The organism is Klebsiella sp. GFKo11, from assembly GCF_056490265.1.
This window is the reverse complement of sequence record NZ_CM151369.1, coordinates 3,136,522-3,152,259: the sequence shown is the minus strand read 5'-3', so window position 1 is coordinate 3,152,259 and position 15,738 is coordinate 3,136,522. Positions and strand designations below refer to the sequence as shown.

At 49.8% G+C, this 15,738-nt stretch carries 16 protein-coding genes; 3 read left to right on the top strand and 13 right to left on the bottom strand.

Annotated features, from left to right (window positions below):
* Positions 1-5: 5 nt before the first annotated feature.
* The 13 genes from AC07P6_RS15420 to AC07P6_RS15360 all read right to left on the bottom strand — a co-directional run bounded on the left by AC07P6_RS15420 (position 6) and on the right by AC07P6_RS15360 (position 11,201).
* Complete coding sequence (locus AC07P6_RS15420) at positions 6-533, bottom strand: fimbrial protein (RefSeq protein ID WP_478316897.1); 528 nt, start codon at positions 531-533, stop codon at positions 6-8.
* Positions 534-1,019: a fimbrial protein gene (locus AC07P6_RS15415; protein WP_478316895.1), complete on the bottom strand. Its 486-nt coding sequence runs from the start codon at positions 1,017-1,019 to the stop codon at positions 534-536. It abuts the gene before it with no gap.
* A gap of 20 nt (positions 1,020-1,039) precedes the next feature.
* On the bottom strand, positions 1,040-1,567 hold the full coding sequence (locus AC07P6_RS15410) for a fimbrial protein (RefSeq protein ID WP_434663833.1): 528 nt from the start codon (positions 1,565-1,567) through the stop codon (positions 1,040-1,042).
* A 1-nt stretch (position 1,568) separates the two neighbouring features.
* On the bottom strand, positions 1,569-2,324 hold the full coding sequence (locus tag AC07P6_RS15405) for a fimbrial biogenesis chaperone (protein ID WP_478316893.1): 756 nt from the start codon (positions 2,322-2,324) through the stop codon (positions 1,569-1,571).
* A 241-nt stretch (positions 2,325-2,565) separates the two neighbouring features.
* A complete protein-coding gene (locus AC07P6_RS15400; protein WP_478316892.1) occupies positions 2,566-3,447 on the bottom strand; it encodes a LuxR C-terminal-related transcriptional regulator in 882 nt (293 codons plus the stop codon).
* 233 nt (positions 3,448-3,680) lie between these two features.
* Positions 3,681-4,946 carry an FKBP-type peptidyl-prolyl cis-trans isomerase N-terminal domain-containing protein gene (locus AC07P6_RS15395; RefSeq protein WP_434663840.1) on the bottom strand — a complete coding sequence of 422 codons (1,266 nt, stop codon included), beginning with the start codon at positions 4,944-4,946 and terminating at the stop codon, positions 3,681-3,683.
* Entirely contained in the window at positions 4,943-5,335 is a 393-nt protein-coding gene (locus AC07P6_RS15390; protein WP_434663843.1) for a hypothetical protein, read from the bottom strand. The genes AC07P6_RS15395 and AC07P6_RS15390 overlap by 4 nt, the downstream gene beginning before the upstream one ends.
* Before the next feature lie 188 nt (positions 5,336-5,523).
* Complete coding sequence (locus AC07P6_RS15385) at positions 5,524-6,051, bottom strand: fimbrial protein (protein WP_478316890.1); 528 nt, start codon at positions 6,049-6,051, stop codon at positions 5,524-5,526.
* Positions 6,051-6,644, bottom strand: coding sequence for a fimbrial protein (locus tag AC07P6_RS15380; protein WP_434663848.1), 594 nt, complete (start codon positions 6,642-6,644; stop codon positions 6,051-6,053). Before AC07P6_RS15380 ends, AC07P6_RS15385 begins: the two co-directional genes overlap by 1 nt.
* A 32-nt stretch (positions 6,645-6,676) precedes the next feature.
* On the bottom strand, positions 6,677-7,411 hold the full coding sequence (locus AC07P6_RS15375; protein ID WP_434663850.1) for a fimbria/pilus periplasmic chaperone: 735 nt from the start codon (positions 7,409-7,411) through the stop codon (positions 6,677-6,679).
* 19 nt (positions 7,412-7,430) lie between these two features.
* Positions 7,431-9,932: a fimbria/pilus outer membrane usher protein gene (locus AC07P6_RS15370; RefSeq protein WP_478316888.1), complete on the bottom strand. Its 2,502-nt coding sequence runs from the start codon at positions 9,930-9,932 to the stop codon at positions 7,431-7,433.
* A gap of 119 nt (positions 9,933-10,051) precedes the next feature.
* Positions 10,052-10,585 carry a fimbrial protein gene (locus AC07P6_RS15365; RefSeq protein WP_478316886.1) on the bottom strand — a complete coding sequence of 178 codons (534 nt, stop codon included), beginning with the start codon at positions 10,583-10,585 and terminating at the stop codon, positions 10,052-10,054.
* 67 nt (positions 10,586-10,652) lie between these two features.
* On the bottom strand, positions 10,653-11,201 hold the full coding sequence (locus tag AC07P6_RS15360; protein WP_434663856.1) for a fimbrial protein: 549 nt from the start codon (positions 11,199-11,201) through the stop codon (positions 10,653-10,655).
* A 1,052-nt stretch (positions 11,202-12,253) separates the two neighbouring features.
* On the opposite strand from AC07P6_RS15360, the gene AC07P6_RS15355 reads away from it, so the two are divergent.
* From AC07P6_RS15355 to AC07P6_RS15345, 3 genes are all read left to right on the top strand, one after another.
* A complete protein-coding gene (locus AC07P6_RS15355; RefSeq protein ID WP_478316885.1) occupies positions 12,254-13,405 on the top strand; it encodes an Acg family FMN-binding oxidoreductase in 1,152 nt (383 codons plus the stop codon).
* Positions 13,406-13,416: 11 nt separating this feature from the next.
* Positions 13,417-14,058, top strand: a complete 642-nt coding sequence (locus tag AC07P6_RS15350; RefSeq protein WP_478316883.1) for a TetR/AcrR family transcriptional regulator — start codon at positions 13,417-13,419, stop codon at positions 14,056-14,058.
* A 351-nt stretch (positions 14,059-14,409) separates the two neighbouring features.
* Positions 14,410-15,732: an NAD(P)/FAD-dependent oxidoreductase gene (locus tag AC07P6_RS15345; protein ID WP_478316881.1), complete on the top strand. Its 1,323-nt coding sequence runs from the start codon at positions 14,410-14,412 to the stop codon at positions 15,730-15,732.
* Positions 15,733-15,738: the final 6 nt, after the last annotated feature.

Here is a 15,738-nt window from a genome sequence, read left to right as displayed (position 1 = left end):
TCGCGTTATTGATATTCCGCCCGCAAGGTCGCAGTGGCGCTGAATAATCCCTCCACTAACTCCACCCCGGTGCGCTGAACAAGGACGGCTTCAATGCCCGGTAACGTTACGCTGTTGATATTTATTGCCTCGCCCAGCTTAAACGGCTGGCCGTTTTGGTAAATTTTTACGCCAAGATTCGCCTGTTCAGGGGTCACTACGGTGGCATTATCGGCGTCAAAACTAGCCGCATTGCCGCGTACGCTGAGCTGCAACTGCCATGCCGGCGTGGTGTCCTCACATTTCAGGGATAACGGTACGGTTTCACGGTAATTCCCCTCCACCACCTTCTTTATCCGCACATCACCGAACGACACATAGACCGGTCCCCCTTCGCTAATAGAACAGGCCGGCGGTGTCACCAGGGTGCCGATAAACTCGAGATTTTCCGGGTCTGCAGCCTGAACGAACGCTGGACCGGTCATCAAACCTGCCAGCAGAATCGGGACATACCTTGTTCTGTTGCGTTTCACTAACTTGTTTCTCTGCGTCATTTACTGATACTCCACAACCAGAGAGGCCACGACTCTGAACGGCCCGCCGCTCAGGGTCACACCGCTTTGTTTAATCGGGACGGCGTACAGGTTCGGAATATTGGGGTCGGTGAAATTCACCCAGGAACCCACATTAAGGCGGGTGTTACCGTTGTACAGCGCGATACCCAGCCCGGTCTTACCACCCGCAAGCGCCGTACTGTCAAAGCTGGCCTGAGTGCCTGATATCCGCACTTTCTGACTTGACGATACCGCCATGGAGCAATCTAAATCGAAGTCGATGAGCTTTCGATACTGTGCTCCATCTATACGGGTCGTCATAACCTCGTTACCAAAGTTGACGGTGATGACGTTGTTGTTATGCACGACGCACGGCGGCGCTTCGATCAACATACCGCTGAAGTTCACTGTTGCATCAGCCAGAACGCTGGTGCTGATTAAAAAACCAATGGGAAGCAACACATTACGCAGGCTTAAGGGTTTCATGGTGTATCTCTCCTGTTGCTTCACTGATAGTCAATGACCATAGTGCCGGTGCCAGCAAACGGACCTGCGGTAAGCGTGGCGTTATTCTGAGCCACGGGTACAGCCCACAGCCTTGGTTTATTGGTTGTCCCATTGAAGTTAACGTAGCTACCGGGGGTCATGAGTGTGGTACCTGAACTTCCGCTATACAGGCGTATGCCCAGTCCTCCCTTGTTGGTCAGCAGAAGCCCGGAGCCAAAACTCGCCAGAGTGCCGCGTATAGTCAGTTTGAGTGCATTGCTGTTCAGGCCGGTACAGGTGAGACCATATTGAATCTCTTTTTTATAATTCACCCCGTCGACCAGGCGCGTGATCAGGTCATTGCCAAACCTCACGTCTACAGTATCGTTTCCATCAATAACGCACTGAGGGCCGTCAAGCAGAGTGCCTGTGACGTTGATGGTGGTGGTATCTCCTTCCGCAGCAGTTACTCGCTCGCCAGAAAGAAGCAGGATGGCTCCGGCCATCATCAGGCACATCCGAAATGTTGTTGAGTGTTGGCGCGTCATATTAGCCCTCCTTTGGTTGTGCCACTTTCCCTGCTCGGCAGAGGTTGCCAGTACAGGTAAAAGGCAGCAACCGTGCGCTGCCGTAGTCATTGATAAACATCAACACCGGGTTAATTCCCATCCGGGAGGCGGGTAGCGGTAGCGCCGCTTTATCTTTCGGAGAAACCATGACTGGTTCAAAGTCATCTAGCCCTTTTCCGTGCAGGCTGCTTCGCACTTCGACAAATGAAAAATGATAGGCTGTCGGATTAACGACCTCATAGCTATCACCCTTACGAATCAGGGTCAGCGTTTCTGCGCCAGGCACCACGTCAAGGAGCGGATCAACCTTAATTCCCTTTGGACGCCAGAACACTTTCATGCGAGTCTGCATCGCTAGCATCAAAACGTTGGGTTTATCTGATTTTGGCGGGATCTCGCGTAAGTTAAGCCAGAAGACGCTTTCTCTATCGCTGGGAAGATTCGAGGTATCAGCGACCCGTTGAATTCTGATCATCGTTCTACCATCGGGCTCAATACGCTGTACGGGCGGCAATATCATCAATGGGCCACTCAGTTTTTCTTCTTTTTCGTTTTCCATCCATCCTTGAGCAAGATAAGGATCCTGGATATTGTTATTTTTTACGTTTAACCCAACCGATTTATCATCTTCATTAAAAATGACACGAGAGCGCTCCACAGATAATGCAGCCTGAACTGAATGCAGACTTCCCGTTAGCAGCAGAATACCCAAAAAAGACATTAATTTCAGTTTCATACTTTCACCTGTCGTATCACTTACAGGACCATAAATATTTCATCTCTGATAGCAAAGAGTGAAATCCATTTCATTTTCAGATAATTTACAATTTATGCATATCTGTACATATTGGTTTCTTAGTGCGCAGCCTATTTTCAGAAAAGCATCGATGAACATTCCTAAACTTCCTGAAAGCCAGCGCACTATTAATCTGTTGCTTTAATACTGCCCACAATGCGTCAAATCGCCAGGGCAATAATCAACTCGCTAGTTTCCAACGTAGAGTGTTACTTCTGCCTCTACCCGTTTTGATACTTACAACTTTGCCGTTAGTTTCCATCTGGCATAATAAATAACGCATGCTATAGATACTGATATCCATTTCATTTGCAATTTCACGAGTTGTTAACCAGACCTCATCATCAAAATCGCTTTTTCCTAACCGTTTATTAATTAAACGCTTTATACTTTGTAATACCCGATCTTTATCATCAAGACCTTCAACAACATCACCAGAAAAGGATATATCCCAAATAAGCTGGAATTCACCACCGTCATGAGCCTGGTGATTAACAACTTTTGAATATTTATCAGAGATGGATTTATTTCCCAGCCATAAAACGAAATCGCTGTATCTGTCAATATTAACTTTGCGCATGATAGAACGGCGATAACTACTCAGTGCTTTAATGCTACACCCCATTCTCATGGCGATTTCATTATGGCCTAAGCCCTTGCTTAAATAGCCTAATAGAAGTTGCTCGCGCCATGTCAAATGGTAGGTTCCAGGACATGTACTACAACCCGGTTTGCGTAAGTCCGGAGGTCCACACATCAGGTCGGCGAAAAAAAGCATGAATAATTTTCGACGAATAGTGGCAACCGAGTTTCTCATTGCGATAACAGAACTCACTACAGGGCAATGAAAATTTCGGTCATAGTGCTCACTACGTGGATAGACGCTGACCCACTTTTTGCTCAGTAATGTGTGCTTATAGTCACCCTGCGTACTGAACTGTTCACAATCCACCCAGTTAAATGCCTTTTCTCCCGGCGATTGCATTTTTACGATCAGGTCCGCTTCCTCTAGTTCCTCGACTAAATATATTGAAATATTCTCGCCATACTCGTCTTCAAACAACTCCTTTAGCAGAAAAATAATACCCTGAGAAAAATAATTATTCTCAGTCGCAATATGAACGGGAAGCTGTGTTTTGTTTACATAATGTACTATTCTCTACTCCTTTTAAGATTTGATGGTAGTGTTACCCTTACAAATAAATCATTAGGATAATTATACAATTAATATTTAATGAACTATCGCGATGATGTTCGCAATATATTAAAAGTAACGTAAAGTTTGGTTCATGATATTTACATTGCCTGCTGTTCACTCACGCGAATTCGCCAATGTTCCACATGAGTACCCTGCTCCCAAGGGTCACCATATTCATTCACTTTCACCGCTAATTCAGCTTCCCCGTGAAGACGAACCGCGTTAACCACCACCTGGAGCCAGTCAGGAAGGTCAATAAACTTTTCCTGCAATACCAGGCCGGAAAGATCGGAATCTGCAATCAACGTTCCGTCTGAAAGACGGCGGCTTACCGAAATTGTTAATTCTCCAGCTAAGTGGTCACCCTGAAATAATTGCTCACCGGTATAAACTATTTTATACCAGGCTTCCTTCCCAGCACTCAGAGTGTCTTTATCGTTAATGAATTTCGTCAACCATTCGTTATCCCGCACTTCTTTCTCTTTAATTAATTTCTGCATGGCATCTTCTACCCGCAAATTTGCCCGCGAGAGATGGCGTTCAAATTGCTCCTGGGGCAGACGTCGCTCGCCGCGTACCGTTTCAGAAATTCCTGCCAGAAATAGTGACTTATCAACGTAAACCCCCTGTTCATCACGTTGCTTAAGGACTTCCAGCACGTCAACCCCCATAGCCATACCTGCAGCAAAATCCGCTAGCCCGTCATCAGTGGATGGCAATGAAGGATATTGCGCCTCTTTGAGACTTTGCTGTAACTTCTGCGTTAATACTTGCCACTGTGCATTCTTTTCTTCCATTTCGCTGGCGCGAACAATAAGTGACTGCAATTCTTGTTCTTTACTCGTAAGGCGACTCATTTCCTGGTCGCTATTAGACAACGCAGTATTAACTCTTTGTAACTCATCACTTTGCATTTGGTAGAGATGACGTATTTCAGCATCAGAGGGGTTAAGTGATATATGTCGTATCAAGGATTTAATCCATCCGCCTAAAATTCTGGCGTCAGGCAGTTTTATATCCATTTGGCTATTGGCATCCTTCGCTATAACTGGCCTGTCAGCTTTCATTGCGGGTGTCCTTTTTGCAACTTGACTATCGGTAGTCGCCGACAAGACCGCTTTTTCCTTTATGGCAGCCGGTTTTCTTTCCTTAGGTTTATCCCTGGTGGGGGTGACTCTCTGTACTTGAGCCTTTGGGCGCTGAGCGGACGGTTTCGCTTCCTGCACTGGCGGTTGCGTGACGGCTTTATTTTCACTATCACGAGACGTCCATTCACGCGCATAGTTCAAAACATCTGCCCTGGAGCAGGGGATCAAAACAATGCCGAGAATGAAAACTACAGCACTCCCTGCTCTACGGCTCATTCGACACGCTCACCTGTAGGTTTTACCGCCAGGCTGTTCAGCATTTCTCCACGTATCTCCGAACACAATTTTACCGCCTGAAACTTATACAAAGCATCAATGGCATTGCGTGTTTCTGGATTAATTGAACCACGAACGTCGGTATAGCCCGATGCGCCGTGCATCACTCGTTCAAAGCGAGCTTTGAGATCAACTTGCCTTGCCTGGTTTACCGACGCCAAAGCACTAAGCTCTTTCTCACACTGCACCATATCCAACTCTCCATCTGCATTGGTTGGCGGCGCTACGTCCTCAATTGAGGACGTGACTAGAGATGGCGCCTTTTGTGGGACGCAGCCGGTTAAAAATGTGCCTGCAATGATCGTTGCGATCCATCCTAATCTGAACATTGTTTCTATTAACTCCAGAGTTATTTCTTATTAATTCCATCACTCCCTGCAGTTCAAATATCAGGAAGTAAACAGATCTTGATATAAAAATATATAAATGCTTAATTCGCTATAATTAACGCATTGATAACATTGCCTGACTGCTTTAAAGTCAGGCCAATATATGGCTTTTTTACAACCAACTGTCTTTAATCATATTCCAGCAGAAAAGTAGTTATACACTCAAAATCCCCTTCCCTTACCAGGCTATGTACTGGCGCAGAAATAAAAGCCTGGAAATTCAAAAAAGTGTCACCTGCGACCAATGCTGATGGACGCATAGGGACATTGGGTTTCACCGGGGTGCCACTCTCATCTTCAAGCGCAATGGCTATCCCGGCAGCCGTTCCGGTAACGGCAAATAACCCAGGCTGATAGAGATCCTCAGAGCCTATAAAGGTCACCGTTACCGTGTCTCCGAGCGACAAATCGCACTCCGTTAGCCAGATTGAAAAACGCTCACGTTCGCTACGATGGTATTGAATAAACGTTTTCGATGGTACGTTGCGAAAATCGACAATCTGATCTTCTGAGTCCACATGCAGCTCACAAGGATCGGCAATCAGATTGCCGGAGAAATAAACATCTGTATCGGCATGAGTGGCCACAGTACCTGTCAGCAATAGCATCAGGGGAAAAACTGTCAGGCTCAGTGTACGCGCTATGTGTCTTTTCATTATTCGTACTCCAACCCGATATTCACCACGCTGCGCCATTCGTTGGCCATCAGCGGTGCTGGAAGACGCCACAGTTGGGCCTGAAACACCAGATCATTACGACCGGGATTAAGCACCTGTGGTCGGCTCTGCATGCCGGGTCGCAAAAGTTCTCCCTGGCGGTCGCTCAGACGAAGCGCTACGCCCTCCACGCCGCCGTGTACCCGGAAAAAGCGCCCATCCGTGGGCTCCACTTCGCCATAGATAGTCATTTTCACAGCGGACTGCCCGTTCAGCATCATTGAGCCCCGCATGAGTTGGCGGTCACGCATAAACTGAAATTCGCCAGGGCAGCGGTCTAATTTGATGTAAACCTGCACCGGCGACGTGGTGCTCCCCGGTTGCTCCAGCCCCCATGCGACGGTGCTGCCTAAATCGAGATGTTGTTCTGCTGACTCAGGTAACAGCACGCACGGTGAGGCGACCAGTGTGCCGGTAGCACGCAGTCCGCCATTGAGGCCATCGGTATCCCAGTTTGCGGCACCTGCCGTAGAAATAGTCCCGGCGGTCAACAGCCACAACATCAGGGTGGTTCGACCAAATCCTTTTTTCATCAGGCTTCTCCTGTGTACAACCCCGGTGCCCATCAGGATCTCGGGGAGGCTGCAGCCCGGCAGAGATTACCGTTGCAACTAAACGGCAGAGTTGGCTTACCGCCGAAGTCGTTAATCGTCGTCACGTGCGGCGCGGTATAGTGCGAGCTATTGACCATTGCTGTCGATTTCGGCGGCACCATCACCGTCTGAAATCCCTTTGCCACGGCCATTTTTGGCGCTGCCGTAATCCCAATCACCGTCATGTAGTAAGGCGTAGGATTTTCTACCCGATAACCGCCGCTCACTTTATGCAGCACCAATTGGTTATCCCAACGGCTATATTTCTCCGGCAGGATAGACTTCGGTCGGTAGAACAATTTTATTTTGGTGTGGAGCGCCAGTTGCATCACATTCGGTCGATCGCTTTTTGGCGGGACTTCGCGCACGTTGAAATAAAAAAGGGTCTCGCGATCCTGGGGCAACATAGCTGCATCCGGCATCGCGTTGATACGCATTGAGCTCTTGCCTTTCGCTTCCAGTCGTTGCAGCGGGGGGACAACCACCAGAGGACCGCTAATCTTTGCCCCTTTATCATCCTCGATCCATCCCTGCGCCAGATATGGCATTGAAGTACTGTCATTAGTGATGTTCAGTGACATGCTTTTTTCCGAACCGGGGAAAATCGCCCGCGTTCTGTCCAGGGCAATCGCTGCCCCGGCTTCGTTCACAAGACCCACCGCCAGGCTCCCCAGCAGCATAGTCATCGCCATTTTATTTACTTTCATAACATCACCATTCACTTTATCAGCCGCGAGCGATCGGCTTGCAAGGCAGTAACAACTGCTGTGCAGGGAGCACTCTTGGCAGTACGACTTCACACTGAGCGGAACCGCCCCAGTGCACGGTTAAGCGTTCATCCGGATTTACCCCGGTTAGCCAGGCCAGACCGCTGTCGCTGACCATGCGCAGTTCGCGATCTTTTGCGTTATGTACCGTTGCGCCAAACGGCGGATGGCGACCGTCCTCCTGACTGAGAATCGCCACGACCTTGGCACCCTTCAGGACGTCAAAACGACGGAAACCGATAGCGCCTTCTGTCAGCGCCAGCTCGGCAATAGGCGAGCCCGCTGATTCCACATCGTCCGGTAGGCGGTTAACATCAATCTCAGCGCTGGTTCGGTAATAATTAGGCACCCCGGGGATCACCGCGATACCAAAAGCATTGGTATAACCCTGATAGCCAACCGGTACGCCGCTCACGCCATCAGTACTCACCATCAGTCGCGTACCACCTTGCACGCCGCCGGAGTGCAGCGCCAACCCTTCAAGCGTGGCGGTCATGCCTCCGGTGGCAGAGATACCAAAAGAGGTGTATTGGCTCTGCGCCCAGTTAACGTTGGTGGTTACATCCGCAATGCTGCCCAGGTGCGAGTAGTAGCCGCTCATCTGACTACGAGTCCCTTGACCACCACCAATACTGTTACCGGCGTTAATGCTGTAATAATCGTTGTTATCCAGTCTTTGGCTCCAACTGGCATTTTGCGTATAACGATCTCGACTCATACTGCCGTTGTAGCCAGCGGTACCTGACCCTAGTGGCATGGTGAGTGAGATATAGGCACTGTCGTCTTTGCGACCGTTGAACTCACTGCGCGCAGCGTTTAGAGACAGCGACAGATGTCGCCAGTCGCCAAGGTCAAAATACTTATTAAGCGATACGCTGTAGCGATCGGTTGCTGCGCGGTTCCAGTAAGTTTGATGGGACCAGTTGATATGTGTCGACAGGCGCAAATCTTCGAAATTCTTGGTCGCCTGAATGGTATAGAGCTCTTTACTGTTGCCGATATACCCATCTTTGTAGCGCATATCCAGGTACTCACTCATGGTGAGATAGTCGCGTTCAGAGAAGCGATAACCTGCAAACGTTACCTCACTGCTGATTTCGTCAAAACGTTTGGAATAGCTGAGTCGCCAGGATCTCCCGTGTCGGTTTTTATCCCCCGGAAAACGTGCACTGGCATGGGTGACGTCAGCGGATATGGTGCCATAGACGCTCATATCACGCCCTGCCCCCAATGCCACGCTGTTATAGTCCTGGGAGAAAACGCCGCCGCCGTAGAGTGACCAGGCGTTAGAGAGACCCCACGAAAGCTCACCCGTGGCAAAGTACGGCCCTTGAGTGTTGTGGTTGTAGTCGCGCGGGCGACCAGTCGTCAGCTTATAGCGCAGTTGGCCTGGTCGCGTCAGATAAGGAACCTGAGCGGTATCAACCGAAAATGTCTGAACGGAGCCATCTTGCTCTTCCACCCGCACATCCAGTCGCCCGGTCAGGGCGCTGCTCAGCTCCAGAATGCGAAATGGCCCGGCCGCAACCGTACTTTCATAGATAACCCGACCCTGCTGGCTGACGGTCACTTTAGCATTCGTCCGCGCGATACCGGATACTTCAGGTGCGTAGCCGCGCAGCTTTGGCGGTAGCTGGCTTTCATCGCTGACCAGCGACAGGCCGGTATAGCGCCACGAATCAAAAAGGTCGGAAGAAAGGTAATCCTCGCCGACGGTCAACTTTGACATAATGCCGGGCAGTGCGCGATAGGCGTAGAAACGGCTCCAGTCGAAATTGCGCGAGGTACTATCTGAGCGCCCGGTGGTATTGTAATAACTCCCCTGGTAATCCCCACGCAGACGCCATGCACCAAGATTAACGCCCGTGGTGCCGCTAATGCTGGCATTTTGGTTCTGGTTACCCTGGCGTGCCCAGGTGACGTTGGTATTCAGGTTGTAGTCGACCAGTATCCCCGGGATCCCCTCCTCCCAACGGGAAATGGGTAGCCAGGAGGCATCCTGATATTCCAACCAGGCTTGAGGTACCGCGACATGTAAGGAGGATTCGGATAAGTCACCACGCAGGACGAGTCCGTCAAGCGCCATAAAATCAGCACAGCGACCATCGTCGAGCCATTGGATCATTTTGAGTGCATCTTCCCGCAGACCGAGTAATTCGACCTGCGCGGGCGTCAGGCAGGCTTCAACAACGACCTGGTCGTCGTGGGTTCTTTCAACAAAGGAAATTTCCTGATCGGATATACCATGCTCATTCAGACGCATACTTAGCGTGTAGGTCCCGGGCATAATATAGCCAGCCCTCGAAAAACGGGATAAATCAATATTTTCGCGATCTTCTGAATCCAGAATATCCATATTGAACTCTACTGCCACTACCGGTGATGTAGAACCAAAAATGGCAATAACAATGTAAATACCCAGACGTCGCAGGTAGAAAGCTGGTGGTCTGCTTTTTTTCATTTTTTTAATCCATTTATTGCCTGGTAGAATTCACCGAAGGGAAAGTGTCAATTCCGGAAATAACCTGAATAAGTCGTCATAGATATGCTTACCCGTTTTTTATCCAATGGTATTTTCCGTTACTGATAGGTCACCATAAAACGAATAATTCCGTACCAGTCACCTTCCGACAACGATTTACCGCTGCGCACCAGCGAAAATAAATAGCGTAATTCGTTATTGTCATTTTGTAGCATGACTTCGGGCATCGGTTCCCCTGCCCTTGCCAGATCGCCAATCTGGTTGTGAATACGTAGTCCCAGCCCCTGAGCATCGCCGTGTACTCTAAAAATATCCGGGCGAAAAGTCTCAGTCTCCCCATCAAATGTGATATTCACGCTCTGCCACAGGCCGCCCTGGCTACGCTCCAGTGAACAGTTCACCAGACGTACGGCAAAGGGCTTGATCACTGCTTTTCCTTCCTGGTTCAGATCGTTATAAGAGATCACACCAAATGGAATTTCCTGCCAGACGTCGTCAGTATGAATAGAACAGGCCGACTCCTGAATTTGACCATTCATCGTGACAAGGCCCATTCCCTGATCGGATGCTACCGACAACGGAGATATCCCTAATAACAAACTCAATGCCAGGAAACGCGATTTTTTTACCATGACTGTGCTCCTGAATATCGGGCTGCAGATGCAGCCCGAATAAAGCTACATGAGAACAGGGCTCGCCTTATTCATAAGCCAGGGTAAAGTTGGTTACTGCTTCAAAATCACCAGGCGTCACGTTAGCTACAGTGGAGATTTTTTCAAGGTAAGCGCTAAAGCTCAGGGTATTGTCGCCAATGCCCAGGCCACGGCCAGCGCTCGGAGTCAATAAAGTAATCGGCTGACCTGCATAATCCTGAATACGCACGCCAGCGCCAGCAGCCTGACCGGTGATTGCCAGCATTGTCATGTCACCCGGGACATTGCCGCCAGCGAAAGTGACCTTCACGGTGTTATACAGTGGATCCTGCGTCGCTGGGTCGAGTTCAAAAGAGCAGTTTTCCAGTTGAATGTCGAACGGACGAGGAGTAGAAATACCGCCGTTATCCAAATGAGTATTGGAAATCTGTCCCAGTTCAATACGCTGATCGCCGTAACCATTTTTGATTGAGCACGGTGCATCAATAATGGAACCCCAGAAGGTGACCTTGCCGCTTCCCTGATCGGCCTGAGCTGCGAAAGAGGCGACACCCATAGTAAGAACAACAGCAGATGCGATTTTGCTAATTTTCATAATACATTCCGTTATATTAAAAGTTACTGGATAACCATCCTGAAAAATAACTTACGAAGAGTGATGCTCATATCTATTGAGACAGAGGAAATACTCAACTTCTTAAGTTATGTTTATTCCTGACAGCGAATTAATACTAACGCGAAAATTCTTACAATTAAATACAAGTCGCTACCAACAAAGCGATTGCGAGTAAATAATTTTTTTTAATAAAAATATGCAGAATAAAATGCTGTTTATGCAAATAAATACGACAATATGTGTAAAAGTATGACTGTAAATTTGTTATATTCTAATTCTCATATACCTGAAGGCCAGGATTGGCTGAGGATAATTTAATTAAATTAATAAAAATCAACATCTTATGATTGTTTTTTTACAGCGAAGTGTATTAGGAATTATCGCTAGGAAAAATCCTAATACATATTGTTTGAGATGTAGTCATAATTAATGAAAAATCTTATGCTTACTTTACCCACTGTTTAAAAAATGATCGTGAAATGGCTAATCAGCTCGTAGATGATATGCCGATCGAGATGCAGAAGCTTGAGATTGATGTCTGGCAATTTATCCCTTGATACAATGAATAATCGTGCGGTTGAGAGAGGACTACGGGCGATCATGGCATCGCAGATATGGAAGAAATAGATATATTTTTTAACGCCGTTAGTCAGGGCTGATTTCATCAAAGGTGAAAGGTCCGAATAGCGGCTTATCGTTTGATTGGCTTTTATGGGAGGAATATTTCCCGGCAATCAACACGATTGCCGCCAAGATCATAATAACAGTCGTAAGCTTAATTGTTGGTTGCAAATAAGCCAGCCCAATAAGCAGCGATACCAGCAAAAAAGGCCATACGACAAATTTGGCTTTTATACTGCACGTCCTGTCGGCCGTTCGCGGCGGCTCGCCGGAAACAGGCAGTGAATAGAAGAATACACCTCCTGCCAACAAAACCTGGATCTCATCGAGAGTTTTTTACCTTCCGTGTTTACATTGTCACCGACGAGTGACAATGTAAATATCACCACTTGGTGATAAAGGGAAGTACTATGTTGACTCATACAAATAAAAATACAGGGCGTCGTCGATTTCTTCGCCTGCTGGGGGGCGCGTCGATTCTGCTCTTGCCTTTGCTAAACGGCTGCGGCAACACGTTGAAATCAACTGTAATCGCTGCGCCAGTCAACGATGGCGATCCCCGCTATCGCTGGCTGGCGGTGGCCGCACGGGCCCCCAGTTCGCACAATATGCAGCCCTGGAAGGTCGCTTTGACTTCCCGACCGGACAAAATGGCGCTGTATGTCGACACCGGGAGTCTGTTACCCGCAGCCGATCCGCAGTGTCGGCAAACCATGATCTCCCTGGGCGGATTTATTGAACTGCTGTGTATGGCGGCAAATGCCGATGGCGTTCACTGCGAGGTGGAACAACTAGCGCCCAATAAAGATGTAAATCAGCCTGTCGCCCTCTTCATCTTTACCCGGATGCAAGCCGCGCAGGAGCCGGACGGATTGTTGCCTTTCGCTGCTTCGCGTCGGGTCAATAGAGAGACATTTCATCAGACAGCGTCAATTTCAGAGGAGCGCTTGTCTCTGCTGCTCGCCGCCGGGAGTCGCCGGGACGCCGTCGCCCACGGTAGCGTGCAAACCAGGAAAATATCTGAAATCAGCGCCCAGGTCGCTGAGGCCTGGCGAATAGATTTGCAACAACCGGAAATCATGCTGGAAATGCTTAAGGTCACCCGTATCGGACGGCGTGAGATAGAACATTACCGTGATGGTATCGTCATTCAGGGATTCCTGCCCGAACTGGCCGAGCGGCTGGGGATGTTTCCACGCGACCGCGTACCCGAGCAAAACTCGGCAATGATGAAAAGCATGCGTGAAATGGGTGAGCAGCAGGCAAGCAGCGCTGCGGGGTGGGTGTGGCTGGTCACTACAGGCAACTCTCGCTCGCAGCAGATTGCAGCTGGACGGGCCTTTGTCCGCTTACATTTAAGGGCCACGCAGCTCGGTATCGCCCTGCAGCCAATGTCACAAGCGCTGGAAGATTATCCTGCGATGATTGAAAGCCAGCAGAAGCTCTACCAGGTCTTAACCGTTATGCCAGAAAAAGAGACGGTACAGATGCTTGCCCGTATAGGGTATGCTGACCCTGCGCCGCTCTCGCCGCGCCGAAACCTTCCTGACCTGGTCATTTAATTGGAGCGTCAATGTCTTCCCGAGAATCCGCAAAACGCCATTCCCCGCGCGATCGTAATAAAACGCGGGGGATTATCCTTAATGCGGTCGGCAATATATTAATCCGTGACGGGGCGGCAGGACTTGGCATTAACGCAGTTGCCAGGGAAGCGGGTGTTGATAAGGTCCTGATATACCGATATTTTGGTGGCCTTGATGAGCTGTTGACCGCGTTTGGATCATACGGCGGTTTCTGGCCTTCCGTCGATGAACTTCTGGCCGGGTATGATATTGCCGCCATGCCTTTCATCGCGCGCTTGCAGCTGTTTATCGATAAGATCATTGATGCCTTGCGTGCTCGTCCGCTGACGCAGGAAATCCTGGCGATGGAAGTCAGCAGCCCTAACGTACTGACAGAGATCCTCAACGTTTCGCTGGAGCGCTGGGGGCTGGACGTTAAAGTACGACTGGCAGAAGGTTACCCCGGCGACGTTGAGAAGCTGAATATCATCATTACCACCCTGTTTGCGGGAATACAGTACTTTATGCTGAAGTCGAGAAGCACCCCCACCTTTGGTGGCATCGCCATTCAGGAGGATGAGGGGTGGAAATCGATTAAAGAGAGTCTCAACTGGCTATGCGAAAAAATAGTGGATGAACCCGCGCAACGATAACCGATTGTCACATTGACACCAGCGATTCATTCAGCTTCCAACTGCCCCACCTCCACCTCCACCTCCAGCGCCTGCGCCTGCGCCTGCGCCTGCGCCTGCGCGAGGGTCATAAAATTCTGCGGGGGGCGCAAGATGAATTTATATCCATATGGTAAGAGGTGTTATTTTGCCTGTTCCTTGTTATTCTGCAAAATTGTTGCTTAGGTGATTATCATTCAGAATATTGATTATTCAGGGGATGTCCTGGCAGCATGCTGTACTTGCCGACTCGATATCCAGACCAACAAAACGAAGTCCGGCGAGCTTATTCACATCTGCCATGCAGGTGTTTTTGCCACAGGGAGAATAACCGTGAAATTTGCATCAATCCCTTTCAATCAAAATCAGGTGGGATGGCCGCTTAATGAGATTGACCGCCAAATACAACCGCAGCTGAGTGGAGACATCAACGCTGATTGGGTCGTCATTGGCTCCGGCTATGCTGGCGTGAGTTTTGCCCGCCGGTTAGCCAGCTTCAACCCGCAGCTGAAAATTGTGCTTATTGACGCCGAATCTGCGGCGACCAGTTCCTCTGCCCGAAATTCAGGGTTTGTTATTGGCCTGCCGCATAATATCGGTAGCTCTACCGCCGAGTTGAAAAAAGCGCAGGACTATCGCGCCCTGCTCCAGGAAGGGATCCGCCTGCTAGAAGAAACGGTGACTGCACAGCAGATTGAGTGTGAGTGGGAAAACGTTGGCAAATATCACTGCCAGATTGACCCATCCAGCGAAGCCATTATGCAGGAGTACGTTGATAACCTTCAGCTTATGCAGGAACCCTACAGCCTGTTGAATAGCGAAGAGCTGTATCAGAAGCTGGGAACTCGGATCTACAGTAAAGGCATCTATACCCCCAGCTGTATTCTGGTGAATCCGGCAAAACTGATTGCGGGCCTCGCGCGCCATCTCCCGGAAAACGTCACGGTTTACCATCAGACGCCAGCGCTGGCTATTCACAACGAAAACGGCGGCATCAGGGTGACAACCCTACAGGGAACGATTCAGGCCAGGCAGATTATGCTGGCGACTAATGCGCTTTCTCGTGAACTCTCTCCAGTGATAAGTCGCCAGGCGTCAATGGCGACCTATGCCAGCATCACCGCCCCGCTTACGGCTGAACAGCGCCAGCGTCTGCCCGCAATGGAAAGCTGGGGGCTGACGCCGGTGAATGCCATCGCCGGGGCCACGCTGCGCTATACCCGAGATCATCGTTTTTTGATTCGCCAGCATGTTGATCCGGCGCTGCGGGGCGTCATCACTGCGGGACAAACCGCCAACGCCGCGCGCCAGCATCTGGCGTTATTCCACAATGCCTACCCGGAACTGCGAGATGTGCCGCTGGAAAGGACCTGGTCCGGGACTATTAGCGTGACCCGCAACGGTGCGCCGGTCTGGGGGCGACTTGCGCCGCAGGTGTGGACCGCCGGAGGCTGTAACGGTGCCGGGGTGTCAAAACAAACCATCGCCGGGACGCTGCTCGCCGACCTGGCTCTCGGGCAGGATAACCCGCTGATCGCGGCGATGCAGTCGCTGGGGCAGGCAAACTTTATGCCGCCCTCCCCGTTCCTCGATATCGGCGTGGCGGGTGCATTGTGGAAGGAGCGCTATATGGGGCGTAAAGAAACGGCGTTGTAGTCGCCG

Coding starts and splice junctions, on each gene's coding strand:
- AC07P6_RS15395 (WP_434663840.1), bottom strand. CDS start 4,946: ATGAGCCGTAGAGCAGGGAGTGCTGTAGTTTTCATTCTCGGCATTGTT.
- AC07P6_RS15355 (WP_478316885.1), top strand. CDS start 12,254: ATGTTGACTCATACAAATAAAAATACAGGGCGTCGTCGATTTCTTCGC.
- AC07P6_RS15390 (WP_434663843.1), bottom strand. CDS start 5,335: ATGTTCAGATTAGGATGGATCGCAACGATCATTGCAGGCACATTTTTA.
- AC07P6_RS15370 (WP_478316888.1), bottom strand. CDS start 9,932: ATGAAAAAAAGCAGACCACCAGCTTTCTACCTGCGACGTCTGGGTATT.
- AC07P6_RS15410 (WP_434663833.1), bottom strand. CDS start 1,567: ATGACGCGCCAACACTCAACAACATTTCGGATGTGCCTGATGATGGCC.
- AC07P6_RS15350 (WP_478316883.1), top strand. CDS start 13,417: ATGTCTTCCCGAGAATCCGCAAAACGCCATTCCCCGCGCGATCGTAAT.
- AC07P6_RS15385 (WP_478316890.1), bottom strand. CDS start 6,051: ATGAAAAGACACATAGCGCGTACACTGAGCCTGACAGTTTTTCCCCTG.
- AC07P6_RS15415 (WP_478316895.1), bottom strand. CDS start 1,019: ATGAAACCCTTAAGCCTGCGTAATGTGTTGCTTCCCATTGGTTTTTTA.
- AC07P6_RS15380 (WP_434663848.1), bottom strand. CDS start 6,644: ATGAAAAAAGGATTTGGTCGAACCACCCTGATGTTGTGGCTGTTGACC.
- AC07P6_RS15360 (WP_434663856.1), bottom strand. CDS start 11,201: ATGAAAATTAGCAAAATCGCATCTGCTGTTGTTCTTACTATGGGTGTC.
- AC07P6_RS15375 (WP_434663850.1), bottom strand. CDS start 7,411: ATGAAAGTAAATAAAATGGCGATGACTATGCTGCTGGGGAGCCTGGCG.
- AC07P6_RS15420 (WP_478316897.1), bottom strand. CDS start 533: ATGACGCAGAGAAACAAGTTAGTGAAACGCAACAGAACAAGGTATGTC.
- AC07P6_RS15365 (WP_478316886.1), bottom strand. CDS start 10,585: ATGGTAAAAAAATCGCGTTTCCTGGCATTGAGTTTGTTATTAGGGATA.
- AC07P6_RS15405 (WP_478316893.1), bottom strand. CDS start 2,324: ATGAAACTGAAATTAATGTCTTTTTTGGGTATTCTGCTGCTAACGGGA.